Source organism: Acinetobacter sp. CS-2 (assembly GCF_016599715.1).
GTDB lineage: Bacteria > Pseudomonadota > Gammaproteobacteria > Pseudomonadales > Moraxellaceae > Acinetobacter.
In genome coordinates this window covers 2,002,949-2,029,495 of record NZ_CP067019.1, presented here as the reverse complement: position 1 = coordinate 2,029,495, position 26,547 = coordinate 2,002,949, and the positions used below count along the sequence as shown (strand labels likewise).

Annotated in this window: 24 protein-coding genes and 2 pseudogenes; 16 read left to right on the top strand and 10 right to left on the bottom strand. The window is 42.0% G+C overall.

Features of this window, described 5'->3' with window-relative positions; translation table 11 throughout:
• The first annotated feature begins 15 nt into the window (after positions 1-15).
• Complete coding sequence (locus tag JFY49_RS10065; RefSeq protein ID WP_180043901.1) at positions 16-675, top strand: response regulator transcription factor; 660 nt, start codon at positions 16-18, stop codon at positions 673-675.
• A gap of 1 nt (position 676) precedes the next feature.
• On the top strand, positions 677-2,020 hold the full coding sequence (locus JFY49_RS10060; protein ID WP_180043903.1) for a sensor histidine kinase: 1,344 nt from the start codon (positions 677-679) through the stop codon (positions 2,018-2,020).
• Between the two features lie 63 nt (positions 2,021-2,083).
• On the opposite strand, the gene hemP is transcribed toward JFY49_RS10060, so the two are convergent.
• Positions 2,084-2,254 (bottom strand): hemin uptake protein HemP, encoded by a 171-nt coding sequence (gene hemP / locus JFY49_RS10055; RefSeq protein ID WP_180043905.1) that lies wholly within the window; start codon positions 2,252-2,254, stop codon positions 2,084-2,086.
• A 139-nt stretch (positions 2,255-2,393) separates the two neighbouring features.
• Here hemP and JFY49_RS10050 point away from each other — a divergent pair, with 139 nt between their 5' ends.
• On the top strand, positions 2,394-3,293 hold the full coding sequence (locus JFY49_RS10050) for a thiamine phosphate synthase (protein ID WP_180081362.1): 900 nt from the start codon (positions 2,394-2,396) through the stop codon (positions 3,291-3,293).
• Positions 3,294-3,343: 50 nt separating this feature from the next.
• Here the strand turns inward: JFY49_RS10050 and JFY49_RS10045 are convergent, their stop codons facing one another.
• Both JFY49_RS10045 and mrcB read right to left on the bottom strand, forming a co-directional pair.
• On the bottom strand, positions 3,344-3,910 hold the full coding sequence (locus tag JFY49_RS10045) for a tetratricopeptide repeat protein (RefSeq protein WP_180176495.1): 567 nt from the start codon (positions 3,908-3,910) through the stop codon (positions 3,344-3,346).
• Between the two features lie 15 nt (positions 3,911-3,925).
• Positions 3,926-6,319 (bottom strand): penicillin-binding protein 1B, encoded by a 2,394-nt coding sequence (gene mrcB / locus JFY49_RS10040; RefSeq protein ID WP_180081377.1) that lies wholly within the window; start codon positions 6,317-6,319, stop codon positions 3,926-3,928.
• Between the two features lie 446 nt (positions 6,320-6,765).
• Between mrcB and JFY49_RS10035 the strand changes: the two genes are divergently transcribed.
• The gene (locus JFY49_RS10035; RefSeq protein ID WP_180041853.1) at positions 6,766-7,671 is read left to right on the top strand and encodes an NAD(+) kinase; all 906 of its coding nucleotides are present in this window, start codon (positions 6,766-6,768) and stop codon (positions 7,669-7,671) included.
• A 3-nt stretch (positions 7,672-7,674) separates the two neighbouring features.
• Positions 7,675-7,947: a YeaC family protein gene (locus tag JFY49_RS10030; RefSeq protein WP_200222712.1), complete on the top strand. Its 273-nt coding sequence runs from the start codon at positions 7,675-7,677 to the stop codon at positions 7,945-7,947.
• Between the two features lie 271 nt (positions 7,948-8,218).
• On the opposite strand, the gene JFY49_RS10025 is transcribed toward JFY49_RS10030, so the two are convergent.
• A complete protein-coding gene (locus JFY49_RS10025; protein WP_200222711.1) occupies positions 8,219-9,223 on the bottom strand; it encodes a glycosyl transferase family protein in 1,005 nt (334 codons plus the stop codon).
• A 429-nt stretch (positions 9,224-9,652) separates the two neighbouring features.
• Here JFY49_RS10025 and JFY49_RS10020 point away from each other — a divergent pair, with 429 nt between their 5' ends.
• Both JFY49_RS10020 and JFY49_RS10015 read left to right on the top strand, forming a co-directional pair.
• On the top strand, positions 9,653-10,999 hold the full coding sequence (locus tag JFY49_RS10020) for a dicarboxylate/amino acid:cation symporter (RefSeq protein WP_180081368.1): 1,347 nt from the start codon (positions 9,653-9,655) through the stop codon (positions 10,997-10,999).
• A 150-nt stretch (positions 11,000-11,149) separates the two neighbouring features.
• A complete protein-coding gene (locus JFY49_RS10015; RefSeq protein WP_180081370.1) occupies positions 11,150-12,292 on the top strand; it encodes an acyl-CoA dehydrogenase family protein in 1,143 nt (380 codons plus the stop codon).
• A gap of 91 nt (positions 12,293-12,383) precedes the next feature.
• On the opposite strand, the gene JFY49_RS10010 is transcribed toward JFY49_RS10015, so the two are convergent.
• On the bottom strand, positions 12,384-12,902 hold the full coding sequence (locus JFY49_RS10010) for a type 1 glutamine amidotransferase domain-containing protein (RefSeq protein ID WP_166166733.1): 519 nt from the start codon (positions 12,900-12,902) through the stop codon (positions 12,384-12,386).
• A gap of 758 nt (positions 12,903-13,660) precedes the next feature.
• On the opposite strand from JFY49_RS10010, the gene pheA reads away from it, so the two are divergent.
• The 4 genes from pheA to JFY49_RS09990 all read left to right on the top strand — a co-directional run bounded on the left by pheA (position 13,661) and on the right by JFY49_RS09990 (position 18,689).
• Complete coding sequence (gene pheA / locus JFY49_RS10005; RefSeq protein WP_086195615.1) at positions 13,661-14,770, top strand: prephenate dehydratase; 1,110 nt, start codon at positions 13,661-13,663, stop codon at positions 14,768-14,770.
• 75 nt (positions 14,771-14,845) lie between these two features.
• A complete protein-coding gene (gene hisC, locus JFY49_RS10000; RefSeq protein WP_200222710.1) occupies positions 14,846-15,952 on the top strand; it encodes a histidinol-phosphate transaminase in 1,107 nt (368 codons plus the stop codon).
• Between the two features lie 3 nt (positions 15,953-15,955).
• Positions 15,956-18,202, top strand: a complete 2,247-nt coding sequence (locus JFY49_RS09995) for a bifunctional prephenate dehydrogenase/3-phosphoshikimate 1-carboxyvinyltransferase (protein WP_180041842.1) — start codon at positions 15,956-15,958, stop codon at positions 18,200-18,202.
• Between the two features lie 109 nt (positions 18,203-18,311).
• Complete coding sequence (locus JFY49_RS09990) at positions 18,312-18,689, top strand: hypothetical protein (RefSeq protein WP_200222709.1); 378 nt, start codon at positions 18,312-18,314, stop codon at positions 18,687-18,689.
• A 112-nt stretch (positions 18,690-18,801) separates the two neighbouring features.
• Here JFY49_RS09990 and JFY49_RS09985 read toward each other — a convergent pair.
• The 4 genes and pseudogenes from JFY49_RS09985 to JFY49_RS09970 form a co-directional block, all read right to left on the bottom strand.
• Positions 18,802-19,221 (bottom strand): annotated as a pseudogene (locus JFY49_RS09985) (alpha/beta hydrolase); the annotation flags it as partial.
• A 134-nt stretch (positions 19,222-19,355) separates the two neighbouring features.
• Complete coding sequence (locus tag JFY49_RS09980; RefSeq protein ID WP_005402020.1) at positions 19,356-20,510, bottom strand: RNA-guided endonuclease InsQ/TnpB family protein; 1,155 nt, start codon at positions 20,508-20,510, stop codon at positions 19,356-19,358.
• Positions 20,507-21,121, bottom strand: a complete 615-nt coding sequence (locus JFY49_RS09975; protein ID WP_005402019.1) for an IS607 family transposase — start codon at positions 21,119-21,121, stop codon at positions 20,507-20,509. Before JFY49_RS09975 ends, JFY49_RS09980 begins: the two co-directional genes overlap by 4 nt.
• Before the next feature lie 46 nt (positions 21,122-21,167).
• Positions 21,168-21,392 (bottom strand): annotated as a pseudogene (locus JFY49_RS09970) (hydrolase); the annotation flags it as partial.
• 124 nt (positions 21,393-21,516) lie between these two features.
• Here JFY49_RS09970 and yaaA point away from each other — a divergent pair.
• From yaaA to JFY49_RS09945, 5 genes are all read left to right on the top strand, one after another.
• Complete coding sequence (yaaA, locus tag JFY49_RS09965; protein WP_200222708.1) at positions 21,517-22,299, top strand: peroxide stress protein YaaA; 783 nt, start codon at positions 21,517-21,519, stop codon at positions 22,297-22,299.
• A 143-nt stretch (positions 22,300-22,442) separates the two neighbouring features.
• Positions 22,443-22,673, top strand: a complete 231-nt coding sequence (locus JFY49_RS09960) for a hypothetical protein (protein WP_180041838.1) — start codon at positions 22,443-22,445, stop codon at positions 22,671-22,673.
• 368 nt (positions 22,674-23,041) lie between these two features.
• On the top strand, positions 23,042-24,364 hold the full coding sequence (locus JFY49_RS09955; protein ID WP_166166715.1) for an NCS2 family permease: 1,323 nt from the start codon (positions 23,042-23,044) through the stop codon (positions 24,362-24,364).
• Positions 24,365-24,440: 76 nt separating this feature from the next.
• On the top strand, positions 24,441-25,442 hold the full coding sequence (locus JFY49_RS09950; RefSeq protein ID WP_180041833.1) for an adenosine deaminase: 1,002 nt from the start codon (positions 24,441-24,443) through the stop codon (positions 25,440-25,442).
• Between the two features lie 75 nt (positions 25,443-25,517).
• Entirely contained in the window at positions 25,518-25,877 is a 360-nt protein-coding gene (locus JFY49_RS09945) for a hypothetical protein (RefSeq protein ID WP_180041831.1), read from the top strand.
• Between the two features lie 78 nt (positions 25,878-25,955).
• On the opposite strand, the gene JFY49_RS09940 is transcribed toward JFY49_RS09945, so the two are convergent.
• On the bottom strand, positions 25,956-26,510 hold the full coding sequence (locus JFY49_RS09940) for a cytochrome b (protein ID WP_180041829.1): 555 nt from the start codon (positions 26,508-26,510) through the stop codon (positions 25,956-25,958).
• Positions 26,511-26,547 lie beyond the last annotated feature (37 nt).

Here is a 26,547-nt window from a genome sequence, read left to right as displayed (position 1 = left end):
ACATGAGAACAAGACATGCGAATCTTAGTGGCAGAGGATGATGCTTCCCAAGCAGAAAGCATCAAAACATGGTTGGAAATGGATGGCTACAATATTGACTGGGTGGAACGTGGCGATCATGCCATTTTAGCCATTGAACAGCATCAGTATGACTGTATTCTGCTCGATCGTGGGCTACCCCAAGCCAGTGGTGACGACATTCTTAAAGCTCTACGTGCGCATCAGCAACAAACCCCTGTGATTTTTATTACTGCACGGGATAGTATTCATGACCGTGTTGAAGGGCTGGATTTGGGTGCCAATGATTATCTGGTCAAGCCTTTTAGCCTGGAAGAACTTTCTGCGCGTGTACGTTCGCAATTACGCCAGCATCAAAGCAGTGCCGAACAATATCTGCGCTATGCAAATTTAGTCCTCGATCCACAGGCCAAAACGCTTATTCAGGATGGAAAGAGCATCAACCTAACCGCCAAAGAATTTCAGATTTTACATAAACTAATGCAAAAGCCGGAGCATGTAATTACCCGTGAACAGCTGGAAGATTCACTTTATGCCTGGGGCGATGAAATAGAAAGCAATGCCATAGAAGTGTTTATCTATCAATTGCGTAAAAAGATTGGCAGCCAGTATATCAAGACCCTTCGTGGTTTGGGCTATCGCATGAGTCAGGGTTAGTATGTCAAAAGCCATTTCTCTACAAACCAGGTTAATCAAGACCTCATTATTCAGTTCCATGTTGGCTGGGGTTTTGGCCTTGCTGCTTTTTGTGGGGATTTCGCTGTACCAGACCATGCAGGTACAAGACCAGATCATGGATGAAATTGCAGATATGCTGTTGATGTCAGATCTAAGTACGAGTTCAGGACAACAGGTCGATGAACTCAGTGATGAATTTGACATTCAATACCAGTTAAAAGATCAGCAACAGGTGCTGAGCGAATCAGAAAATTTCCATTTGGACCATCTGTCTTCAACGTTCAAAAATAATGCCGATGAAGGTTATGATTTGATTTGGCACGATCAGCAGTTGTGGCGTATCTACACCTCGCAAAATCCTGAACTGAATACTTCGGTATTGCTATTGCAGCCGATGGGAGAGCGCTTTAAAGCTTTGGCTCAAAATGTCATGGGCTATGGCCTGATTTTAATTGTGCTCTGGTTCATTCAGTGGCTGATTTTACACTTTGCCGTGAAACGCCAATTTAAAGTCATTCATCAACTGTCCAGAGAAATTTCAGCTAAAAGTGCGGATGATCTCGCACCGATTCAGCAGCAAGTACCTGAATTAAAAGAATTACAGCCGATGGTATGGCAGCTGAACCAGTTATTACAGCGGCTTGAACAATCTCTGGTGGCAGAACAGCGTTTTACTGCAGATGCTTCGCATGAATTACGTTCGCCCTTATCGGCTATTCAAATGCGTTTGCAGGTACTGAAACGTAAATATCCGGACCTCGACCAAGACTTGGCGAGTATTCAAAATGATGTCAACCGTGGTACACAGGTGTTAGAAAACTTGCTGTTACTGGCACGACTGGACCCGGCCCATACGGGTCAACTGCCCAAGTCTGAAATGGATATGAACAGGGTGATCAATGAGGTCTTGCAAGCCTTACAGCCCTTTGCAGCCGAGAAAAATATTCAAATCCAGACACAATTCGCCGAAAATCTAGTGATTACTGGCAATGACAAACTCATTTTCAGTTGCCTGCGCAATCTGCTTGACAATGCCATCCGTTATGCTGGGCAAAATGGTCATGTATGGATTGAGATGCAGCACAAGCAATCATACATCAGCATCGTGATTGAAGATGATGGACAAGCTGTGACAGAAGATGTTTTAGAACGACTGGGTGAGCGCTTTTATCGGGCATTGGGTACCAAGACACAAGGTTCAGGACTGGGGCTGTCGATTTGTAAAAAGATTATTGAATTACATACCGGTGAAATTCATTTTTCTCGATCAGTACATGGTGGATTAAAAGTTGAGCTGCAATTTCCGGTGCATATCCAGCGTTAAAAAGCAGTATGTTTGCGATCATACTGCTTGTTTCCACGTTTATTATTGTTGAGTGAATTATTTTTATTTGGTCAGAATAAGACGATTGTTACGGGTTAAACGTAGACGGTATTCTTCTCCGGCATGCATAATCCTGATTTCTCGTCCCAGAGCAAACAGGTTGTTCGAGTGCAGCATGGGAAGTGAGTGAGCTGTATCGTTATTACGGGTAAATAGGCTAAATGGTGCGTTCATTCCGTCGATTCCGTGGTAGGTATTAAATTATTTAAATGATAATCATTATCAAATAATTCTGTCAATTAATTATTTAAGATTTTATAAAAAACTTAAATTTGCTTACACTCTGTAATATTTTCATGCCGAGGAACAGGGAATGTTTAAACCCATCATTGATGTTGCCATTGCAATTTTACTCCATCAGAACAATGTGCTGGTCGGCTGGCGTGAAGCGAAACAGCATCAGGGCAATAAACATGAATTTCCGGGAGGAAAAGTGGAGGAGGGTGAAACGCCTTTGGCGGCATGCCGCCGTGAAATTTATGAAGAAGTGGGAATTGGTCTGCATGAATGGCATGCCTTTGATGTGATTGTTCATGAATATGATGATGTAATCGTCAAGCTGCATTTATTTCATGCCGTTGTACCGACTGCTTTATTGAATGAAATTCAACAGCCGTGGAGCTGGTACAGCCGTGAAGAATTGTTGAATCTAAATTTCCCTAAAGCCAATTTAGCCATAATTCAGCGCCTGTATTGGCCCCATCAGATTAAAATTTCAGCGCAGCTGGATGATTTGGCACAGTTAAAACAGGATCAGTTGTTATATTGGCGTGTCGAGGGAACTCAGCAGCAGCTCACGGAACTGGCTAAGCGCAGTGTGGAGCATTTATCTCAGCTGATTGTCAATGTTGATATTTTTGAACAATTAAACTTGATTCAACAGCAAGCCATTTCCGCCATTCATTTAAAACAGCCACAACTGATGGCATTAAAGCCGGGTGATTTGCAGATCGGTAAACGTTACATTGCGGCATGTCATGATTTGGCTTCAATGCAACAGGCGCAAAACATCGGTTGTGATGCAATCTTGCTGAGTCCGGTTCTGCCTACAGCCACCCATCCAGAAGCTGTAGCATTGGGATGGGAACAGTTCAAGTGCTGGGTTTCACAGGTCGATATACCGGTTTTTGCCTTGGGCGGCATGCAGGCGGGTGATCTTGCCATTGCTAAAGAGCAGGGTGGCTATGGCATTGCCGGAATGAGATTTTTATAAAACAAAGACAGAGGATGTATTGAGACGATCGGTTCAATATCTCCTCAAGTTTATAAGCCTTGCAGGGCTTTTTGCGCTTGTTGAATGGTTTTTTGATCTTTTTGCTGTTGTGCAGCTTTTAAAATGACCTGCCAAAGCTGTTTCTTCATCGCATTGGTTTGTGCATAACTAAGCCCGCGTTGTGCCAAAGCTTGAGCATTTGCTGGCCGATTCTTTTTATTGGCAATCAGGGCCAGATACAAGAAGGTTTCAGCGGATTGCGGCGCAAGGCGTTGAGCTTGCAATGCCGCAGCTTCAGCTTCATTCCATTGCCCTTGCTTATAGGCGAGTTGAGTTTTTTGCATGAGCTTTTGAAATACAGGTAGCTGGCGGCCATCATCAAACTGCTGTTTGCTCTGTTGTTCAGGAACAATCACCTGCATCTTTTTACGTTGAATTTCTTCACGTTCATAAGGGGTAATGACCACGCCTGCAGGGGTTTTAATGTCCCGCTTTTCTGTCTGGGCAGGTTTTGGTGGCTGTTTGCTCTCGGGAGCAGGCAGGTTTTGACAGCCCGCCAAAGCGATCAAGCTCAGAATAATCAGCCCGTGTTTATGCCGTTTAGATTGCCTGTTCATGCTCAATTATCACCCTTAATTGTTATAACTACCGCTTGAAATGACCTGATTGGTAGAACCATCGTTCTGGGTTTCAGTCTCACTTTCACGAATATAGTTACCAATACTATCGTTTTGATCTACGGGTGTCTGATTGTTTTCAGTATTAGGTGTGTCAGCAGGTTCTACCTGATAATGCGGTATACCACAACCGGTGGCCTGACGTGGCATGTTACTGCGTAGTAAGGGAATGTACATCGCACCTTCACAGCCTTGTGCGGATAGATGACCCGTCGAACGATCAATCCATTGCCATTGCACACTGTCAGTTTGACGCAAGTTAACCGGTTTTTGACGCAACTGTTTCATGACATTAATCCAGACCGGAAGTGCACCTGAAGAACCGGTTAGACCAGTCACCTTGTTATTATCCAGACCCAGCCAGACTACGCTGAGATAATTGCCTGAATAGCCTGCAAACCATGAGTCACGGGTATCATTGGTGGTACCTGATTTGCCTGCCAGTTTCAAGTCGGCAGGGAAAGCGCTATAAGCGGCACGCCCCGTACCTGAGCTCATCACTTGTTGTAGGCCATAGTTTAAGATATAAGCTGCAGAAGCATCGATGGTTTGTTGTGGCGTCAGACCATAACGATCGAGCAGGCGTCCATTGGAATCGACCACTGAGCGAATGGACTTGATAGGATATTTGAAACCGCCGGTTGCAAAATTGCCGTAAATACTCATCACTTCCATCGGTGACATATCAATTGCACCCAGGAAGATCGACGGATAGTTTGGAATATTGGCAGTCACGCCAAATTTTTTCAGATGATTGCTAAAGGTGGAAATACCAAATTCCTGACCCAAACGTACTGCCGCGAGGTTATAGGAGTTTGCCAGGGCTTCCGACATTGGAATAACACCGTGTGCACCACCACTGTAATTCCTAGGCGTCCAGTTTTTACCTTCACTTAAGATGCTGATGGCACTATCTTCAATGGGACTGGCCCAATTATAGCGTCCAGACTCGATTGCACTTAAGTAAATGACCGGTTTAAGCAAGGAACCGACCTGACGTTTTGCATCCAGCGCACGGTTAAAGCCAGTAAAGTCCTGAGTCGAACCTAAAGCGGCAACCAGTTCGCCATTTTCAGGATGAGAGATTAAAACAGCACCTTGCAAATCTTTTAAACGTTGCGGGTTGGCATTGGCCAAATTGGAAACAGATGCTTTAAATGCTTCCTGTACCTTGGTTTGGGCAATCGGGTCCAGCGTGGTAAAGATTTTTAACCCTTGATTGGTCAGGTCGCCTTCCTGATATTCGGTGCGTAGCTGTCGACGTACAATATCCATGAAATCCGGGAAGCGGGCAGGTCCCAAAGTAGGTTTTGCAATGACATTTAATGGTCGTGCAACTTCTCGTTCATACTGTTCTTGGGTCAGATACCCCATCACCAGCATGTTGTGTAACACGATATCGCGACGTTTTTTGGCACCTTCCGGATTTTTCCATGGATTAAACAGGGACGGTCCTTGTACCAGACCGACTAAATAAGCCTGCTGGGCAATATTCAGTTCACGTAGCGGTAAGCCAAAATAAAACTGTGAAGCCAGACCATAGCCATTAATTGAATAATTGCCATTTTGCCCCAGATTCACTTCATTTAAATACGCTTCCAGAATTTCATCTTTGTCATAATGAAGCTCAATCAGCATGGCCATCAGCGCTTCATTGACTTTACGTTTTAAGGTTCTTTCCGGACTTAAATAGAAATTCTTCACCAGCTGCTGGGTCAGGGTAGAACCGCCCTGACGTTTGCCACCAGTGAGATTGCTGACTACAGCACGCGCTGTACCACGAACCGATATGCCATGATGATGATAAAAATTACGGTCTTCTGTTGAGATCAGGGCTTCAATGAGCGGTTTAGGCACATTATTAAGCTTAATCAGCACACGGTCTTCATTATGTTGCGGATAAATTCCGCCAATCAGTAAGGGTTCTAAACGTGCAATGCCGGTAGAAGAAGGTTTGGTTGCACTGACTTCACCAATCTGATTATCATTAAAGGTAACTTTTAACACCTGCTCAGGTTCAACGCTGTCACCAAAGTCGAAGCCGCGGGTATGCACATAGATTGCATCACCGGAGCTTACATAATTGCCGGATTGGGCATAGCTATCAGAACTTTTATAGCCCAGCAGTTTGAGTTCCTGAGAGAAGTCTGTCTGGTTGACCGGCGCATTGCTATAAATTTCCAAAGGACGGGCAAAAACTTTTGCCGGAATGTCCCAGCGTTGACCTTCAAATTTATTGCGTACAATATTATCCATTCGGATTAAATAGATACTAAAAGCTAAGAAGATGCCAATGACTAATATTGAGAAAATAAGGGCCACTAAACCGATACCGCGTTCAGACTTCATCAATGATTATAAGATCCAAATAAATTGTGCTAATCATGCGAAGCTTTTCATTTTTTTGCAATAATTAATCTGTGAATGAAGAGAAAATATAACAATAAACCGCACAAAATATTTGTAATGAGTCTTTGATTTTATAAAAGATATTATTTTTAGTATTCAAACCGTATTTGCAAATAAATATGTTCATATTAAAGCAAGTGAACAGCACTATACCTCTGAGTTATTCTACTTAAAGCAATTTTGTAAACCGGGTGGCTTTTAGCATAAAAAATCAGGTTGATTATGGCTTTAAGTTCATGCAAGGCGAACAGATCTGAATTACTGGCTAAAATCAGGTTTAGTTTTTGAAATCACTGGATGGTCAATGCAATCTGAACTTAAAGCTTTTTAAAATGAACAGGGTTAATGCTATGATAGGCAGGAATCGTAGCGGAGCGATGACCTAGGTGCAAATTTCACATAAAACTTTTCGTAACATTGGACTAATAGGACGTCCAGATAAATCCTCCGTCGTGGAAACTTTAAGTCTTATTCATGACCATCTTTTAAGTTTGGGTTTACATCCTGTTTTTGATTCGGAAACAGCAGCCCTCGTCCCTTATAGCAATACGCAAACGGTAAGCCGCAGTTTACTGGGTGAAGTGGTGGATTTGGTCATTGTGGTCGGTGGTGACGGTTCTTTGCTGCATGCCGCACGAGCCCTGGTCAGACATAATACCCCTGTCATTGGGGTCAACCGTGGGCGTTTGGGCTTTTTAACCGATATCAAGCCGACTGAGGTTATTTTTAAGCTGGATCAGGTGCTTAAAGGCGAATTTCAGCTCGACCGCCGTTTCTTGCTGGAAATGGAAATCCGCTCCAAAGGTGAAAGCATTTATGATGCGATTGCCTTGAATGATGTGGTTTTACATTCCGGCAAGTCGGTTCATATGATTGACTTTGAACTGAATATTGACGGTCAATATGTCTATCGTCAGCATAGTGACGGTTTGATTGTTTCGACGCCTACCGGCTCTACCGCTTATGCACTTTCTGGTGGTGGACCGATTGTCCATCCGAGTATGGATGCCATCTCTTTGGTGCCGATGCACCCGCATACTTTGTCTTCACGCCCGATTGTGGTCGGTGGACATAGTGAAATTAAGATTATCATTCGTGAAAACCGTGTTTTACCGATGGTCAGTGCCGATGGTCAACACAGCGTTTCACTCAGTGTCGGGGATAGTTTGCATATCCGCAAACATCCATTTAAATTGAATTTACTTCATCCACCCGGTTATGATTTTTATATTGCTTGTCGTACCAAGCTGGGCTGGAACCAAGATTTTGACTCTTTACAACAGCAGGATTAAATGATGAATATTGAACAAATGCTGGCCGTACTCGATCCTGAAATTGTTGCGCGTTTAAAGACAGCAGTGGAAATTGGTAAATGGCCGAATGGCGTAGCACTTACTCAAGAGCAGCGTCAAATCTGTATGCAATCGGTTTATGCTTGGGAAATAAAAAATTTACCTGAGACTGAACGCAGTGGCTATATTGACCGCGGTACCAAAGAAGAAGATGAACACTGCGATTCACATGACCCGCAGCAAGACGAAGAATTCAAGCCGATTCGTTTTGTTTAAATATTTATTTGTAATAAAAAAGACACTGCGGTGTCTTTTTTATATTTTAATTTTTTGAAAGGCGCGATTGTATCTTCCCGATAAACCTCAATTTATAGAAGCTCATTCTGTTACTTTGGATAAGCCCAAAGTAACCAAAGGCATTGCCATTCGCAAAACTCGATTAATAGTGTCATGGGATGAATGTTTCGCAGAACCATTTTTATCAAATGAAGTCCTGCCTCGAACAGTTGCGAATGGCTTTGTCACGTATCCAATACTCTGCATCAAATTAGATTTTAGACTTACGATTTAGCCATAGCTCTTTTGCTTTTAATATCGCCTCTTCATAAGAAGCACAAGCTCCCATCGTGTATAAAGCAATTGCCATGGTTTCAGTGACAGCAATTTCGCCATATTCATGATCTTGCTTGCCTTCCCAAACCGCTTTAAAAACTGCTAAATCCAGTTCTTCTTCAACAGGACTACGGTTTTCAGTTAATTTCGGTAATTCATGTTCGTACAGCTCGCCATTTTTAATCCCACAGATTAAGGTTTTAGCATCCGGATTCCGTTCAAATTCACCACCTTCGCCTTTAATCACTGCACTATTTTGATAGCCCAGTTTAAATGCCGCCTGCTGGTGTGAAGTACGATAAGCCGGATGGAAAATAGCCTGCACTGTAGCTTTGGCATTAAAAGGATTAATTAAACGGGCTAAAGTATGAATAGGTGAGCGCAAGCCCATCACATTACGTAAAGAAATTAGATCGCTCAAAATAGGTGAAATCGCTGCTAAGGGCATATAAGCAAAATTGCGTTGCTGTAACTGCTGTTCCACCTCGCTGTCATTCTGGCAAATTGGATAACCCAGATATTCCAGAACCTGTTCGGTATAAAGGCGATTAATGGTATGTCCAGATGCGCCATGCATCACGACTTTATAGCCGTGTTGTGCCAGGGTCAGCGCTGCCAATAAGAACCAGGGATAATGTTTGCGTTTGCCAGCATAAGATGACCAGTCCAGATCCACATCTAAAGCTTTAAAACTGAGCTGATCACGGGTGGCTTGTACAAAACCGGCCAGCTCATCGACAGACTCTTCTTTAACACGCAGTAGCATGAGGAAAGCCCCCAGTTGAACATCCAAAACCTTATTTTTCAGGATCATGCTGAATGCCTGATAGGCTTCGTCAAAAGTCAGCGAACGGGCACCGTTTTTTCCTTTGCCTATAATACGGACATATTGTGCGAAAGGATGTTCAGCATCTTTGTAGATATTTCTTTTGGTTTGCATAAGGAGTATTTCTTGGCAAAGGAAAATAGGATGGATAATAGTTTATAAAGATAAGGTAAATATTTCAGCCTAATTTAAATAAAAGTAACTTTAGTTATTTCGACTAATGTCTAATGAGTAGCGATGGTATTTTAAACAAACTTAACAATATAGACCGCATCAATAAATAAAAATTAGGTAAAATTTAACATTAGGTAAAATTATGTAGATTTGCTTATCAGCATGTGTGACCGAATAGGTGGATTTTTTATAAATTCAATTCATTCATGATGATAAGTTTATGATTTTTTTTATATCCCAGTATTTGAGCTTACTCAATACTTTTTGTATGTTCTTTTGTGATGAATACAAAAGGATTAAAGGCTGTGTATTCGTAAGAATAGGCAAAACTGAATATTTCTAGTCTGAAATATCTAAAGAAGTAATGTTATGGCTAAGAAACCAATTTATAAGTCACTGTATTTTCAAGTGATTGTTGCCATCATTTTAGGTGTGATTGTTGGGCATTTTTACCCAAGTTCATCTGTAATCGTTGACGGCGTTAAGCAAAGTGTTCCAGGCTTGGGCGAGCAATTAAAACCATTAGGTGATGCCTTCATTAAGCTCATCAAAATGATTATTGCACCGGTGATTTTCTGTACTGTGGTTAGCGGTATCGCAGGTATGGAAAGCATGAAATCTGTGGGTAAAACAGGTGGTATCGCGCTGCTTTATTTTGAGGTTGTCTCAACACTAGCATTAATTATCGGTTTGCTGGTGATCAATATTGCAAAACCGGGTGTAGGGATGAACATTGATCCTGCATCTTTAGATACTTCAGGTATCGCCAAGTATGTGGAATCCGGTGCTTCACAATCGACCGTTGATTTCTTTATGAACATCATCCCGAATACGGTGGTGGGTGCCTTTGCCGAAGGTGAAATTCTTCAAGTCCTTTTATTTGCATTGCTGTTTGGTTTTGCGTTACATAAATTGGGCGATGCAGGTAAACCGGTCCTTAAATTCATCGATCAAATTTCGCATGTATTCTTCAATATCGTAAACATGATCATGAAACTTGCACCGATCGGTGCGTTCGGTGCGATGGCATTTACGATTGGTAAATATGGTATTGGTTCACTTGCTCAGTTAGCTCAACTCATCATCTGTTTCTATATTACCTGTTTGCTGTTTATCTTCATTGTATTGGGTAGTATTGCGCGTTTCAGTGGTTTTAGTATCCTGAAATTGATTCGTATGATTCGTGAAGAACTCTTGATTGTCCTGGGGACATCATCTTCTGAATCCGTACTTCCACGCATGTTGAAAAAACTGGAAATTGTCGGGTGTGAAAAGTCAGTTGTGGGTCTGGTGATTCCTACCGGTTATTCATTTAACCTAGATGGTACTTCAATCTATTTAACCATGGCTGCAATCTTCATTGCACAGGCAACTAATACTCAGCTTGATTTAGCACATGAAATTACACTTTTAGCGGTGTTGTTGATATCTTCTAAAGGTGCGGCAGGTGTAACAGGTTCTGGTTTTATTGTCATGGCGGCAACATTGTCTGCTGTAGGAAATATCCCTGTCGCAGGTCTGGCATTGATTCTGGGTATTGACCGTTTCATGTCAGAAGCACGTGCCTTGACGAATCTTGTGGGTAACTCATTGGCAACGATTGTCGTTGCAAAATGGGTCGGTCAATTAGATACAGTTAAATTAAATGAGGCATTAAACAATCCTGAAATGGTTGACCAAAAAATGCAGGAAGAAGCGGCTCAAACACACGCTTAATCGATGCAGATTTAAAAAGGAAGTTACGGCTTCCTTTTTTATTGACCCTAAGGTCATAAAATATAAAGCCTATACGACATGACAGATATCTATAAAGTGGATAGCATGAGAAAGGGACAGAACTACAACAACTCAATATAAGGATGCCGTATGTTGGCTTATGATGCTGATTTAGAATTATTCCGCGACAATTTCAAACGCTTTATGAATGAGCATATTGCTCCACATTATGAACAATGGGAACAGGAAGGCATTATGCCGCGTTCAGTCTGGAACTTGCTGGGTGAGAACGGTTTCCTGTGCGTGGATGTTCCTGAAGAATATGGCGGTTATGGCGTGCCAACCCATTATTCACTGATGCTGGTAGAAGAATCTGCACGTGCCGGATTTAGTGCACTATCCACCGGTATTTCCTGCCACTCTGAAATAGCAGCACCTTATATTTTGCATATTGGGACAGAAGAACAAAAGCAGTACTGGTTACCCAAAATGGTGACGGGTGAAGTGGTAGGGGCGATTGGCATGACGGAGCCTGGTGCCGGTTCAGACTTGCAGGCGATGCGCACCAATGCCATCCTGCAGGGAGATCACTATCTGCTCAATGGTTCCAAAACTTTTATCTCGAATGGTCAACATGCTGACCTGGTGGTTTTGGCAGCAAAAACTGATCCGCAAGCCCGTGCAAAAGGCGTGTCGTTATTGCTTTTAGATACACACCTGGAAGGCTTTAAAAAGGGCACCAACCTCAACAAGATTGGTTTGCATTCACAAGATACTTCTGAACTGTTCTTCGATAATATCAAGGTGCCTAAAGATCAGCTGCTGGGTCAGCCAGGACAAGGTTTTGCCTATTTAATGCAGGAATTACCACGTGAGCGCACCGCGATTGCTGCAACAGCCATTGGTGCTATTCGTGGTTCAATTGATGTCACCATTGCTTATGTCAAAGAACGACAAGCCTTTGGTCAGCCAATTAGCCAGTTCCAGAATACCCGTTTTGTTTTGGCTCAGGCGAAAATTGAGGAACAGGCGACTGCTGCTTTTTATAACCAGAACGTTGAGTTATATATGCAGGGTAAACTGGATGTGGAAACGGCAGCAGCTTTAAAAAGTTTCGCAACCGACATGCAGATGAAAATAGCGGATAAGCTGTTACAGCTGTTTGGTGGCTATGGCTATATGACAGAATATCCAATTTCACGTTTCTTTGTAGATGCCCGTATTCAGCGAATTTACGGCGGAACCAATGAAATTATGAAAGAGATTGTAGCGCGTAGCTTATTGGGGCGTTAATTCATGAATAAGATGCTGCAATAAAAATAGTTAAATAAATAGAATGGCACCCTAAAAGCTGGACACTAGATCTGACTTTGCAGGGTGCTTTTTATTGATTCAAAACCATTAAGCTTTCTTCTATAAACGCAGGTAAATCATCAGGAGAGCGTGATGAGATATACAGATTATTATCGTTGACCACAGCGACATCATAATAGACTGCGCCGGCATTAATCAGATCCTTGGCAACCGTTTTAATGGTAGTCATTAAGCGGCCTTTGACGACTTTGGCTGTAATCAGTAACTGCGGACCATAACAAATGCTCAAAATGGGTTTTTCTGCATGGGCAAATTTACGTACAAAATCCACGAAGCGGTCATCGCCACGGAGCCGGTCTGGAGAATAACCGCCAGGAATGAGCAAAGCATCAAAATCATGCACGGTCACATCATCTATACTTTGGTCAATGGTGACGGCTGATTTTCGCTTATGACCATAGACAATATTGCCTGCTTTGTTTTCAATATTTAAAATACTATGCCGTGCAGCACGAAACGCTTGCACAGGTTCTGAATATTCGACATCTTCAAAATCATGAGTCACTAGCACGGCGATTCTTTTGGACATTATTTTTCTCCGAATTGCTTTGTTCACAGACTATAAATTAAACATTAAACTTTTGTGATGGAGTTTGGTAAAGGACTCTTGCATCTGTAGAATATCTGTAATTAACCTAGATGAGTATTTTCAAGTATTTGTAAATATTAAAAAATTAAACTAAAAACTTTTGTTTCTACATGTGTCAAATGGTCAGCATGCAAAATTTTTCCGATGATTGATTTTATTAATTATTTCAAAATGGCTGTGGATTTTTTGACTTTGTATGCGGTCAGATGGGCGTGATTGCGTTTTGTGATGTTATTCATTGCAAGATGAAAAGCTATCGTGGCTATCCAGGTTTGAAGCGGCTCCTGAATGTGTTTATCTACAATACTGATCACTGTTGCTTGCAGAACTTGAAGATACTCGACCAGAATCGCTTAATCGAATCTTTTAAAACAAGAAAAATGACTAAAAATAATTCAGTATTAAGCGTTTTTAACGATGAGCTTATTTGCAAATAGCAATAAATTTATTCAATGAAATGACATAAAATTGCGAGCCGGATTGCTGAATTACAGATGTATAGCCGTGGTGTCTTTTTTAGCGAATTGGCAAAAGCTCAGCAATTTAAAATACTCAGGGCAAAAACATCAGCAATAAAATTGCTGATTAAATCAACTGTATGTTTTTAAGACTGAATCAATCAAAGTCTTATTGCGTAACATTTGAAAGCTAACTATTGTTATACTGTTTGCATAACGTTTTTGAAGGGCAACATAACAATGATCAACGACGATCAAAACACATCGACTTCTCTTGATCTGGCTCAAATCCGTCAGGATATTGATTCTGTAGACCAACAGATTCAACAGCTTATCAATAAAAGAGCAAAACTGGCTGAAGCTGTCGCAAAAGCAAAATTTGCTGCTGAAGAGAATCCATTGTTTTACCGTCCTGAACGTGAAGCACAAGTTTTACGTAATGTTATGCAGCGTAATGAAGGCCCATTGTCTGATGTCACCATGGCGCGTTTATTCCGTGAAATCATGTCGGCATGTCTGGCATTGGAAGCACCACAAAGTATTGCATTTCTAGGGCCTGTGGGCACTTATACCCACTCGGCAGTACTTAAACATTTTGGTCAGGATGCTATTGTCCGTCCATTGCCTACCATTGATGAAGTGTTCCGTGAAGTCGAAGCAGGCAGTGCACATTATGGTTTGGTGCCGGTCGAAAACTCATCTGAAGGTGTGGTGAACCATACTTTAGACTGTTTTAAATCTTCGCATTTAAACGTGATTGGTGAAGTGGAACTGCGTATCCATCACCAGTTTCTGGTGTCCTCCAATACCCGTAAAGACAGCATTAAACAGATTTATGCCCATCAGCAGACCTTGGCACAATGCCGAAAATGGTTAGATGCCCATTATCCAGGCGTGGAACGTGTTGCCTTAAGTTCCAATGCCGAAGCGGCACGCCGTATTCGCAATGAATGGCATTCCGCAGCGATTGCGTCAGAAGTGGCTGCCAATATTTATGACCTGGAAATCCTGCACAGCAATATTGAAGATAATCCGGAAAATACCACCCGTTTCCTGGTAATTGGCCGTGAAAAAGTGCCGCCAAGTGGCAATGACAAAACTTCATTGCTGATTTCTGCACATGACCGTGCCGGTGCATTACTGGAAATTCTGGCACCCTTTGCCAAACACAATATTAGTCTAACCAGTATTGAAACCCGTCCTGCATTGCCGGAAAAATGGGCTTATGTATTCTTTATTGACCTGGAAGGCCATATCGAGCAAGAAAATGTGAAAGCGGCAATTGAAGAAATTCGTCCTTTGGTCAAAGAAGTTCGCGTATTGGGTTCATATCCGATCGCAGTTTTATAAATCATTCTGGTGATCGGCTTGATTTTTTAATTTTAGGCTGATCCCTTTTATCACTTGAAATAGCGGAAGAGTAACATGTCGTTTGTCCCTGCCAATGAAGGCATCTCAAAGTTAAAGCCTTATCAACCAGGTAAACCTATTAGTGAACTTGAGCGCGAGTTAGGGATTACTGATATTGTCAAATTAGCCTCAAACGAAAATCCGTTGGGCTGTTCTGAAAAAGTCAAACAGGCTGTGGCGGCTGAACTGGCAGAAATTGGTCGCTATCCGGATGGTGGCGGTTTTATCTTGAAAGACCAGATTCAGGCACAATTTGGTGTAACTGCTGACCGTATTACTTTAGGTAATGGGTCAAACGACTTACTGGAAATGTTTGCCCGCGCATTCGTTTCAGAGAAAGACTCGGTAATTTATAGCCAGCATGCTTTTGCCGTATATGCTTTGGTGACTCAAGCGATTAATGCAGAAGCGATTGAAGTGCCGGCCAAAGGTTTTGCTCACGATCTGGATGCTATGGCAGCGGCAATTAAAGACAATACCAAACTGATCTTTATTGCCAATCCCAATAACCCGACGGGAACCTGGTTTGAAGAAGCCGAATTTGAAGCTTTCATGCAAAAAGTTCCGGAAAATATCATTGTTGTTCTGGACGAAGCTTATGTGGAATATTTCCCGGAAAACTTCAACAGCCTGAAATTCCTTGAGCAGTATCCAAACCTGATTGTCAGCCGTACCTTGTCTAAGTGTTATGGTCTGGCTGCACTGCGTGTTGGTTTTGCCTTGGCATCGCCAGAAGTAACAGATTACCTGAACCGTATTCGTCAGCCATTTAACGTCAATCATCTTGCCATGGTAGCTGCGGTTGCTGCACTGAAAGATGAAGCATTTATCGAGAAATCTCGTGAAGTGAACAAGGCGGGTATGGCTCAGCTGGAAGCTGGTTTTAAAGCTTTGGGTCTGAACTATGTACCTTCTCGTGCCAACTTTATTTTAGTCGATGTACAGGCTGATCCTGCGCAAACGTTCAATGCCTTGTTAAAAGAAGGCGTGATTGTACGTCCTGTGGGTATTGCAAATCACCTGCGTGTATCGATTGGTACGGAAGCGGAAAATGCTAAATTCCTGACAGCACTGGCGAAAGTACTCGATTTAGCTCCTGATGCGGTAGAGGAAAAAGCCTAAGCCATGTCTCAGCCACTGTTTGAAAAAGTTGCCTTTATTGGACTTGGGCTGATTGGCTCAAGTCTGGCTCGTGTCATCATTGCTGAAAAACTGGCAAAGCAAATTGTTGCCTCAACGCGTTCGCAAAAAACTCTGGATGATGCAAAAGCGCTTGGACTAATTCAAGAGGGCTATAGCAATCCCGTAGATGCGGTGCAAGGTGCAGATCTGGTGGTTTTGGCTTTACCTGTGCGGGCAACGCAAAAGGTGTTAGAAACCATCAAGCCTTATCTGTCAGACAACACCATCATTACCGATGTGGGCAGTACCAAAGGCAATGTAGTGGATGCAGCCAAAGCCGTATATGGTGAAAACCTGCCGGCAGGTTTTGTTCCGGGTCATCCGATTGCAGGTGCGGAACATACTGGCGTACATGCAGGTAAGGTCGATTTGTTTGCCAATCATAAAGTCATTTTGACGCCATTACCAAGCAGTGCTGACTGGGCTGTGGATAAACTGGTTCAACTGTGGCAAGCTGCCAAGGCAGAAGTGATTTGTATGGATGTGGACAAGCACGATGAAGTGCTGGCCCATACCAGTCATCTTCCGCATTTGATGGCCTTTAACCTGGTTGAGCAACTGGCCAACCGGGAAGATAATCTGGATATTTTCCGTTATGCCGCTGGGGGCTTCCGTGATTTTTCCCGAATCGCGGCGAGTGACCCGCAAATGTGGCATGACATCTTTTTTGCCAATAAAAAAGCCATTTTGAATGCTGTAGACGGTTTTGAGCAGCAACTGGCTCAAATTCGAAAACTGATTGAAAATGAAGATTCCAAAGCATTGATTGGACTATTAGAGCATGCACAGGCAGCACGACAGCATTTCAATCATATGCTCGCTAAAAAACCTTTGATGGAGAACGATAACGTGACACAACAATTTACCATTTTGCCGGGTGATAAGACATTTAAAGGTAAATTTACCGTGCCAGGTGACAAATCTGTGTCACATCGCTCTATCATGTTTGGTGCGATTGCTGAAGGAACTACCCATGTTACAGGTTTCCTTGAAGGCGAAGATGCATTGGCAACACTTCAAGCATTCCGTGATATGGGCGTGAGTATTGAAGGGCCTAAAAATGGTGAAGTGACTATTCATGGCGTAGGAATGAATGGTTTAAAAGCTCCTGCAAGTGCCTTATACATGGGCAACTCGGGTACTTCCATGCGCCTGCTTTCCGGTATGCTCTGTGCACAGAAGTTTGATTCAGTCATGACCGGTGATGCGTCATTGTCTAAACGTCCAATGGAACGTATTGCTAAACCGTTACGTGAAATGGGAGCGCAGATTCAGACTACAGGTGAGCGTGGTACGCCGCCCGTTTCCATTACCGGCAATCAAAAACTTAAAGGTATTCATTACGACTTACCAATGGCTTCGGCTCAGGTGAAATCAGGGATTTTACTGGCGGGCCTTTGGGCAGAAGGGGAAACATCGGTGACTGAACCGGAACCGACCCGTGACCACTCCGAACGTATGCTGCGTGCCTTTGGTTATGAAGTAAAAACCGAGGGTAACCGTATTTCCCTGCAAGGTGGCGGTAAATTGGTCGGTACTGATATTCAGGTTCCATCTGATATTTCATCCGCTGCATTCTTTATGGTGGGTGCTGCCATTACCGAAGGTTCCGATGTCACTTTGGAAGCGGTAGGGATTAACCCGACCCGTACCGGTGTCATTGAAATCCTGAAACAGATGGGTGCAGATTTGACTGTTGAAAACGAACGTATCGCAGGCGGTGAACCGATTGCAGACATTCGTATTCGCGGCACGCGCACCTTAAAAGGTATTCATATGCCGGAAGATCAGGTGCCGTTGGCCATTGATGAATTCCCAGCTTTATTTATTGCGGCGGCTTGTGCTGAAGGTCAAACCATTTTGACTGGTGCTGCCGAGCTTCGGGTAAAAGAATCTGACCGTATTCAGGTGATGGCAGATGGCTTGCAGACTATGGGCATTGACTGTACGCCAACCGATGATGGCATCATCATTGAAGGTAAGGGCAAGTCTGGTGACTGGTCTGCAATTTTCACAGGTGGTGAAATTGAATCGCATCATGACCACCGTATTGCCATGAGTTTTTCCATGGCGGGCTTGCGTACTTCCGGCGAAATTAAAATTATTGGCACCGAAACTGTAGCAACCAGTTTTCCAACTTTCACTGAGTTGGCCAATCAAGCTGGTTTAGCCATTCAAGTCAGTGAATAATTAGTCTAATTTTGTGTATTTGTTAAACAACAGCCAAGCTTTTGCTTGGCTGTTTTGTTTTTATTGCTTATGCTAAAACCATACAACAATAATGTCTTTGGATACACAGATGAGAAAATTACAATTTACTGCAAACTGTGAAAAGCATAATCATGTGTCACAGCAATCGAATGACTGCCATGTGACTCAGGAATATGTTGCGGATTTATTGTCTAAAGAACTCGGTCAATACGGTTTCCAGACCTTGTCGCAAAGTGGTGATCAGGTTGCGGTAAGTGTAGACAATCAATCTTTGCCATTATCTGTCACCTGCCAGAGTCGTGATGCAGAAGGGCACCTGGTCTGCGAGATTACTTCTTACCCAGCTGAAGATCAGGACTGGCTAGATCGTATTACGGAACAAAGTTTATTGAATCAATTGGCCCAAGCGGTAGAAAATACCTTAAAAGAAGACGAATCTTTTAGTGGCTTTACATGGAAAGGTTAAATATTTATTTTGACCCCATGAGTAAAACAGGAGGAGGGCTTAGCCTCCTCTTTTTATTTGCAGCCATGCAGAAACTACATATAAATGGATGCTCTATGCTGCTATTGTCTGCTTATTCGTCTACAAGAAAGCGGGAGATAGCAACGCGTAATTGCTTTAAATATCCAGTAAAGAAATGATTTGCACCGGGTAAGATGGTGAGTAAATGGCGTTGCGGTTTAGCCCATTCAATCAAGTCGGACAACAAGGTCACTTCGTCCGCTTCACCATGCAGGAACAGAATATCACCTTGAATGTGTGGTGTAACATAATGACGTACACCTGCAACTGTTGCAGTCGGTAGTCCACATAAAATCAATTGTTTGGGTTTAATTTCATCGGGCAATACATGAAAACACTTTGCCATGACATGGGCACCAAAACTAAAGCCTGCTGCATAAAAAGGCAAATTGATATGCTTACAGCGAATCTGTTGAATAATTTCTAGAATATCATCCGTTTCGCCATGGCCTTTATCGTGCTCACCGTTATTTAAAACCTACTTAAACCTACTTACGTGGGTTTAATGTTTAATTCCTACTTCATCATCAAGAACCAATTGCTATTGCGCTTGGGATTACCTCAATTCCATAGGCTGTCACGGTGTAACTCACCGCCATTGGTGGCTTATGTAGCCACCAATTCTTTATCTGCATGTTTTAGAATATTGATGGCAGCATTAATATCCCTGTGATGCAGGGTGTTACATGAACATCGCCACTCACGCATTGCAAGTGTCAGGTTTTGGTTTAATTCACCACAATTCGAACACATCTTGCTGCTTGGAAAGAATCGTCCAACAGAAAGTATTGATTTGCCATGCTGTTTAGCCTTGTAAATCAACTGTCGCTTGAACTCATAAAAGCCCATATCCGATATGGCTCTTGAGAGCTTACGGTTTTGTACCATACCTTTCACATTTAAATCCTCAATCGCAATCAGATCGAATCGCTTAACTAAATCAGATGTGACTTGATGAAGATTGTTTTTTCTCAAGCATGATATTTTGTAGTGCAAACGAGAGAGCTTGGTTTTCGCTTTTTCTCTGTTTTGACTACCTTTCTTTTTACGGCTAAAAGACTTAGCAAGTCGTCTTAACTTGGCAAGCTGTTTCTTTAGTGGCGCACTTGATGGAACAACCTCGCCATTAGATAAAGTGGCAAGACTGGAAACACCTAAATCAATACCAACAGATAAACCTGTTTTGGGGTGAAGTTTCTCAGGCTGATTTAATTCAACAGCAATCGAAGCAAACCACTTACCACCCTGTTTAAATATTTTCGCTGATAATATTTTTCCTTGATAACGCAAATCCTCAGTCATTTTTACCCAACCCAAGTTTGGGATACTAATTTTTCTATCTTTAATGCTGAATTGGTCATTTGATAATGAGAAGCGATCATCTACGCCTTTTTTTCTAGGCTTTGGATATTTGGATTGACCATTAAAAAAACGATCAAATGAACTACCCAATTGCTTAATCGCAAGTTGTGGCGCACATTTGGTCACTTTAAGCATGAAAGGGTATTTCTCACGCTTGAACGAGTTTAAGTGCTTTCTTATTTTAGCTTCGGATGGTTTATTTAGAAGTTTTTTATCCACCTGAACGCCATAATAGTCACACTGATCTCTATATTCCTTATCTGCTTTATATTGACGTTGCCATTCTTTTAAAGCCCAATTATACGACAAACGAGCAACACCACTCGCTTGAGCGAAATGACTTGCTTGCTTATTATTTGGCAGTAATTGGATTACATGCCCTCGTATGAATCGGCTCATAGTGCGTCTTTGACTGCCTGTATTAACTTTTGGTTTTTCTTACTACGACTACCATATAATCTTGCCGAAAACACTGTAATGATTTCCAAAACATCTTGAGCAAGTTCTTCCTCAAAAGACAAATTTTCACCCTTATTAAGAATGACGATCTCCACGCTTTTAGCTTCACATAAGGCAAAAACCAACTCAGCACCAAACCGCAATAAGCGATCTTTATGCGTTAAAACCAAACGTCCGATTTCATCATTCATGATTGCTTCTAGCAGCTTATTTAAGCCTTTTTTTCTATAGTTCATACCCGAACCAAGATCGGAGATTAATTCAAACGTCCAACCTTGATTTGCACAGTACATTTCAAGAACTTGTTGCTGTCGAATTAAATCTTCTTTTTGGTCATGACTCGATACCCTTGCGTATGCAATGGTTTTCCTTTGAAGTTGACTATCGGGCTTGTGTATTTGCTCAGGCGTGATCTTACTCAGATCATATCGTCTATGATTTTTAGGGGTTCGATCTGCAACCAAAGTGCCTTCTTCATCCCAACGCCTTAATGTTTGAATGGAAACACCTAATGTTTTAGCTGCAACGCTAATGCTTACATATTTACTCATGTTGTATATAATAGTATAGAAATAAGTAGATTTCAATTAGCAGTTACAAACCCGTACTCTGGCCAGAGCCTCGGAAACTTGGACGATAGACAATACAGCTGCGTTCAAGAAACATCTGAGCAAGCAGAACTGGAACTTTATGCTGCGGAGTGCCGCCTTGTAGGGGGTGAGGATGACATACCAGCGCAAATCCTTTCACTTCACCCTGTGGATAATCAACAAAAACTTCCAGTTGACCTGCAGGACCTTGAATGAAAATTTGCTCGGACATGTAATAACCGACTCATGACAGAAGAGAGGGCTATTTTAGCGTTAAGACCCAGTAAAAACACACATTGGCAATAAGACAATGCTACTGTTATAGTCTGTTTAATTGTTTTTTGACCAGGTTATTCATGCTTGCCTTAATTTCTCCAGCCAAGACTTTAGATTACGAATCTGCACTTCCAACCGATGCACATACACTGCCAAGATTGCTAGAACATTCACAAGAACTTGTAAATGTGAGTCGTAAGCTTTCTGCAGCAGATATCGCCAATTTAATGAGCGTGAGTGAAAAAATTGCCAAGTTGAATGTCGAGCGTTTTAATGATTGGCAGCCTGAGCTGAACTTTTCTAATGCACGTCAGGCTTTATTTGCCTTTAAGGGGGATGTGTATACCGGACTGGATGCTTATGCGCTGAATGATCAGCATATTGCCTATGCACAGCAGCATTTGCGTATGTTGTCTGGACTGTATGGTTTGTTGCGTCCTCTAGATTTAATGATGCCCTATCGCCTGGAAATGGGAACCAAGCTCAAAAATCCACGTGGTCATCATCTTTATGATTTTTGGGATAATATCATTACTGATTTGATTAACCATGATTTAGCCGAGGTGCACTCAGAACTATTGGTGAATCTTGCTTCGGATGAATATTATAAATCGGTCAAACCAGGCAAAATTAAAGCCGAGATCATTAAGCCGGTTTTTCTGGATCAGAAAAACGGCAAATACAAGGTCATTAGCTTCTATGCAAAAAAAGCACGCGGATTAATGGCACGTTTTATCATTGAAAATCAAGCAGAACGTGCTGAGGACTTAAAATCATTTAATCTGGATGGTTACTATTTTGATGCAGAGAGTTCGCTACAAGGTGAGCTGGTCTTTAAACGCGACGAGCAGCAAGCTGCTTAAATGAGAGTAACAAGGTAAAAATCCCGATAAATTTCGGGATTTTTATTGCGAAAAAATAAACAGGATTTTGAAATATTTTATCATTATATTTTAATTCATGTTTGTTAACATCATGATGAATTGTTGAACAATAAAATTTTATGATGAAAAGATTATTAGTTCCAACCTTTATTTTTGCAGTGGTTTTACTGGGGTACGGGGTTTATCGCGACAGTCAAATGAAAAAAAGACAGGAAATGGATCAACTGATTCAGGATGCGCATCGATCTTTGAGGGCTGTAGAAGCAAATCCAAATAATAGGGTGGTAGAGCAGAGTGAAACTTCGGATCCCCATTTTGCAGCACCCTTGCATGTGAAATCCAGCAAGTTTTAACGCCTGGGTTTTTACTATATGTTTTAAATATATTGTTAAGTTATTTAAATTTAATTAAAAATAAATTTTAGAAACAATAAAAAGCATTGTGTTATAATTTGCCAAGATCTGAATTCTTATATTTACATTGTAAGTGTTTCACTTTCTATCTCAGGAGGCTGCATAAAAGTTATGCGGCTTTTTTGTTTATGGTTTTTGTTATCCGGTTGTTTTGTCGTCTACGAAACATTGTAGAAAATATTTGTTTTTAATGAAAATATTGGCATATCGATTGCTTGGACATCTATAAACTTAATGGTGATTTGAGAAACGGATCATTAATTTTATAGCGTGCTGATAGCATAAAGTTTACTTACAGGGGTAAAGTCATGACGACTCCTAATCCATCTTCAGAGAATATGCTAGAACGCTTATTTAAGCTCAGTGAAAACAAAACCAGTTTTCGCACAGAAGTTCTTGCAGGTGTAACCACTTTCTTAACCATGTGTTACATCATTATTGTCAATCCAATGATTTTATCCGAAACTGGGATGGATCATGGGGCTGTTTTTGTTGCAACCTGTCTTGCAGCTGCAATTGGCTGTCTGGTGATGGGGCTTGTTGCAAATTATCCGATCGCGCTTGCACCGGGTATGGGGCTGAATGCCTACTTTACCTATTCGGTGTGTATGGGCATGGGGATACCTTGGCAAACGGCACTGGCTGCCGTGTTTGTTTCAGGGCTGGTGTTTATTGCCATCAGTATGTTTAAAATCCGTGAAGCGATTGTCAATGCCATTCCTATGTCGCTGAAATTTGCGATTGGCGGCGGCATTGGCTTGTTCCTTGCACTGATTGCATTAAAAAATTCAGGCATTATTGTCGATAATCCGGCTACCCTTGTAGGCTTGGGTGACTTGAAACAACCGACAGTATTGCTGACCTTGCTGGGTTTCCTGATGATTGTGGTGATGCATCACTTTAAAGTCCGTGGTGCCATCATTATCAGTATCCTGGTGATTACCGCGATTGCTACAGCAATGGGGCTGAACGAATTTAAAGGTGTTGTAGGAGCCATTCCATCGATTGCTCCAACCTTCCTGCAAATGGATTTTGAAGGCCTGTTCACGGCCAGTCTAGTTGGGGTCATCTTTGTATTTTTCCTGGTGGATTTATTTGACTCGACGGGTACCTTGGTGGGGGTTTCACATCGTGCCGGCCTGTTAAAAGATGGCAAATTACCACGTTTGAAAAAAGCACTCTTTGCTGACTCGACTGCGATTGTAGCGGGTGCAGCATTGGGTACTTCCTCTACAACACCTTATATTGAATCGTCTGCGGGGGTTGCTGCAGGTGGTCGTACAGGTTTGACCGCTGTGGTTGTTGCCGTGTTGTTTGTGCTGTGCTTATTCCTGGCTCCTTTGGCGCAATCGGTTCCAGGTTTTGCTACTGCACCTGCATTATTATTTGTAGGTGTGTTAATGATTCAAGGGATCGTCAACATTGAATGGGATGATATCACTGAAGCCGTTCCTGCATTTTTAACCATCGTATGCATGCCATTTACCTATTCAATTGCCGACGGTATTGCAATGGGCTTTATTAGCTACGCATTAATCAAGCTGCTGACTGGGCAAGCGAAAACTGTACCTTATATGGTCTGGATTGTTGCGGCTCTTTGGGCATTGAAATTTGCTGTATTTGGCGGCTAATTCACCCCATTCAGAATAGGGTGTAAACTCGGTTTGCACCCTTTTTTATTTTTGAAAAATTTTATAAGGATAAGATATGAATCAACTTGAGCTTATTCAAGCCATGCCAAAGGCGGAGTTACACGTCCATATTGAAGGGACTTTTGAGCCTGAGCTGATGTTCGCGATTGCTCAACGCAATCATATTGATATTCCGTATAAATCTGTTGAGGAAGTGAAACAGGCGTATAACTTTCATAATTTACAGTCTTTTTTAGACATCTATTATGCGGGTGCCAATGTCCTGATTCATGAACAGGACTTCTATGATCTGGCTTGGGCATATTTTGAAAAATGTGCTGAAGACAAAGTGGTTCACACCGAAATGTTCTTCGATCCGCAGACCCATACCGATCGTGGCATTGCTTTTGCAACGGTGATTCAGGGTTTAAAACGTGCCTGTGATGATGCGCAAAGCAAATTGGGCATTAGCTCGCATTTAATTATGTGTTTCTTGCGCCATTTAAGTGAAGAAGCCGCATTTAAAACTTTAGAGCAGGCTTTACCTTTTAAAGAGCAAATTATTGCGGTGGGGCTGGATTCAAGTGAAGTTGGACATCCACCTGCAAAATTTGAACGTGTTTTTGCCAAAGCACGTGAAGCAGGTTTCTTAGTGGTGGCACATGCAGGTGAAGAAGGTCCGGCTGAATATGTCTGGGAAGCTCTGGATTTGCTGAAAGTAAACCGTATTGATCACGGTGTGCGTTCTGAAGAAGATGCGACGTTGATGCAGCGCTTGATTACAGAAAAAATGCCTTTAACCGTGTGTCCTTTAAGTAATTTAAAACTCTGTGTGGTTGATGATATGGCACAGCATAATATCAGCCGTTTATTGCAACAGGGTGTACATGTAACGGTCAATTCAGATGATCCATCTTATTTTGGTGGTTATATGAATGATAATTTCATTGCAATTACAAAAGCTTTAGACCTGTCAAATGATGAGCTAAAGCAATTGGCGAAAAATTCGTTTGAAGCTTCATTTATCTCGGATGCTGAAAAGCAAAAATGGTCACAACAGATTGATTCTTTGGTGTAATCCATTCCTTTGAAAAATGCTTTTGGATTGGGCAGATTGATATATTGATCTGTTCAATAACTATTAGGTTCTAATGTGAAAAAGTTTTTTTGCTGGGTATTTGCAGTCGTTTTATTGATTGGCTCTGTATCAGTTTTTGCGACCGATAAAAATGCTACTCTAACCCAGAAAATGTTGAAACCAGTGATTGAACAAGGCTGTAAAAGTGAATTGAATGCTTCAAAAGTGTGGCAATCCGCAGCTTTGTTCATGAGTTCAGAGCGGCAATCAACCGTACAAAAACAAATCTGTGGTTGTGTGGGTGAACATGCCTTGCAGGACGTTTCGGTCAAAGAGTTAGCTATGGCATCGATGAGTGAATCTGCAAAAAATAGCCTGATTAAACAAGCGGTGGTGAACAGTGTTAAAGGTTGTGCCCAAGACGCTTTGAAATAACTTAGGGTTATAAATTGAACTATAAAAAAGCCGCATCAGTAATACATCAATGCGGCTTTTTTATGGAGACAAAATTGATTATTTTGCTTGTCGGGTCATGCTGCGCAAGATGTTATCTTTATCGATGAAATGATGTTTTAATGCCGCCGCAATATGACCAATGACAAGTAAGCCTGCAAACCAGGATAAATAAATGTGTACAGGTTTTACGATGGCTAAAAGGTTGGGATTATCCTGGACCAAACGTGGAATTTCGAATAAATACAAAACAGGTGCCGGATGTCCTGCACTCCAGCTAAATAAGCAGCCGGTAATCGGTAAAGCCAGTAACATGAGATATAAAGCTAAATGTCCCAGATGTGCCAAGACTTTCATCAAAGGTGACATGCTGTCGGGTAGTGCTGGAACAGGGTGGGTATAGCGCCAAAATATACGAATTAGGACCAGAAAGATAATGGTGGTGGCGATGTTCTTATGTAGAGTAATGACCTGACCTTTAAAGCTTCCATCAACCTCATAACTTAGAAAATTTCCGCTATAAAAACCAATACACCATGCTGCAATAAAAATAGCAGCCATGAGCCAATGCAGCATTTGTGCCGTACGCGTATAGTATTGTGAGGTATTTTTCATGTTATACCTATGTATCCATATGTCATTTTCAAGTCTG

Coding starts and splice junctions, on each gene's coding strand:
- mrcB (WP_180081377.1), bottom strand. CDS start 6,319: ATGAAGTCTGAACGCGGTATCGGTTTAGTGGCCCTTATTTTCTCAATA.
- JFY49_RS10010 (WP_166166733.1), bottom strand. CDS start 12,902: ATGTCCAAAAGAATCGCCGTGCTAGTGACTCATGATTTTGAAGATGTC.
- JFY49_RS09960 (WP_180041838.1), top strand. CDS start 22,443: ATGAAAAGATTATTAGTTCCAACCTTTATTTTTGCAGTGGTTTTACTG.
- JFY49_RS10025 (WP_200222711.1), bottom strand. CDS start 9,223: ATGCAAACCAAAAGAAATATCTACAAAGATGCTGAACATCCTTTCGCA.
- JFY49_RS10015 (WP_180081370.1), top strand. CDS start 11,150: ATGTTGGCTTATGATGCTGATTTAGAATTATTCCGCGACAATTTCAAA.
- yaaA (WP_200222708.1), top strand. CDS start 21,517: ATGCTTGCCTTAATTTCTCCAGCCAAGACTTTAGATTACGAATCTGCA.
- JFY49_RS10050 (WP_180081362.1), top strand. CDS start 2,394: ATGTTTAAACCCATCATTGATGTTGCCATTGCAATTTTACTCCATCAG.
- JFY49_RS10060 (WP_180043903.1), top strand. CDS start 677: ATGTCAAAAGCCATTTCTCTACAAACCAGGTTAATCAAGACCTCATTA.
- JFY49_RS09990 (WP_200222709.1), top strand. CDS start 18,312: ATGAGAAAATTACAATTTACTGCAAACTGTGAAAAGCATAATCATGTG.
- JFY49_RS10065 (WP_180043901.1), top strand. CDS start 16: ATGCGAATCTTAGTGGCAGAGGATGATGCTTCCCAAGCAGAAAGCATC.
- JFY49_RS09995 (WP_180041842.1), top strand. CDS start 15,956: ATGTCTCAGCCACTGTTTGAAAAAGTTGCCTTTATTGGACTTGGGCTG.
- hisC (WP_200222710.1), top strand. CDS start 14,846: ATGTCGTTTGTCCCTGCCAATGAAGGCATCTCAAAGTTAAAGCCTTAT.
- JFY49_RS10030 (WP_200222712.1), top strand. CDS start 7,675: ATGAATATTGAACAAATGCTGGCCGTACTCGATCCTGAAATTGTTGCG.
- JFY49_RS09955 (WP_166166715.1), top strand. CDS start 23,042: ATGACGACTCCTAATCCATCTTCAGAGAATATGCTAGAACGCTTATTT.
- JFY49_RS10020 (WP_180081368.1), top strand. CDS start 9,653: ATGGCTAAGAAACCAATTTATAAGTCACTGTATTTTCAAGTGATTGTT.
- pheA (WP_086195615.1), top strand. CDS start 13,661: ATGATCAACGACGATCAAAACACATCGACTTCTCTTGATCTGGCTCAA.
- JFY49_RS09950 (WP_180041833.1), top strand. CDS start 24,441: ATGAATCAACTTGAGCTTATTCAAGCCATGCCAAAGGCGGAGTTACAC.
- hemP (WP_180043905.1), bottom strand. CDS start 2,254: ATGAACGCACCATTTAGCCTATTTACCCGTAATAACGATACAGCTCAC.
- JFY49_RS09940 (WP_180041829.1), bottom strand. CDS start 26,510: ATGAAAAATACCTCACAATACTATACGCGTACGGCACAAATGCTGCAT.
- JFY49_RS10045 (WP_180176495.1), bottom strand. CDS start 3,910: ATGAACAGGCAATCTAAACGGCATAAACACGGGCTGATTATTCTGAGC.
- JFY49_RS09975 (WP_005402019.1), bottom strand. CDS start 21,121: ATGAGTAAATATGTAAGCATTAGCGTTGCAGCTAAAACATTAGGTGTT.
- JFY49_RS09980 (WP_005402020.1), bottom strand. CDS start 20,510: ATGAGCCGATTCATACGAGGGCATGTAATCCAATTACTGCCAAATAAT.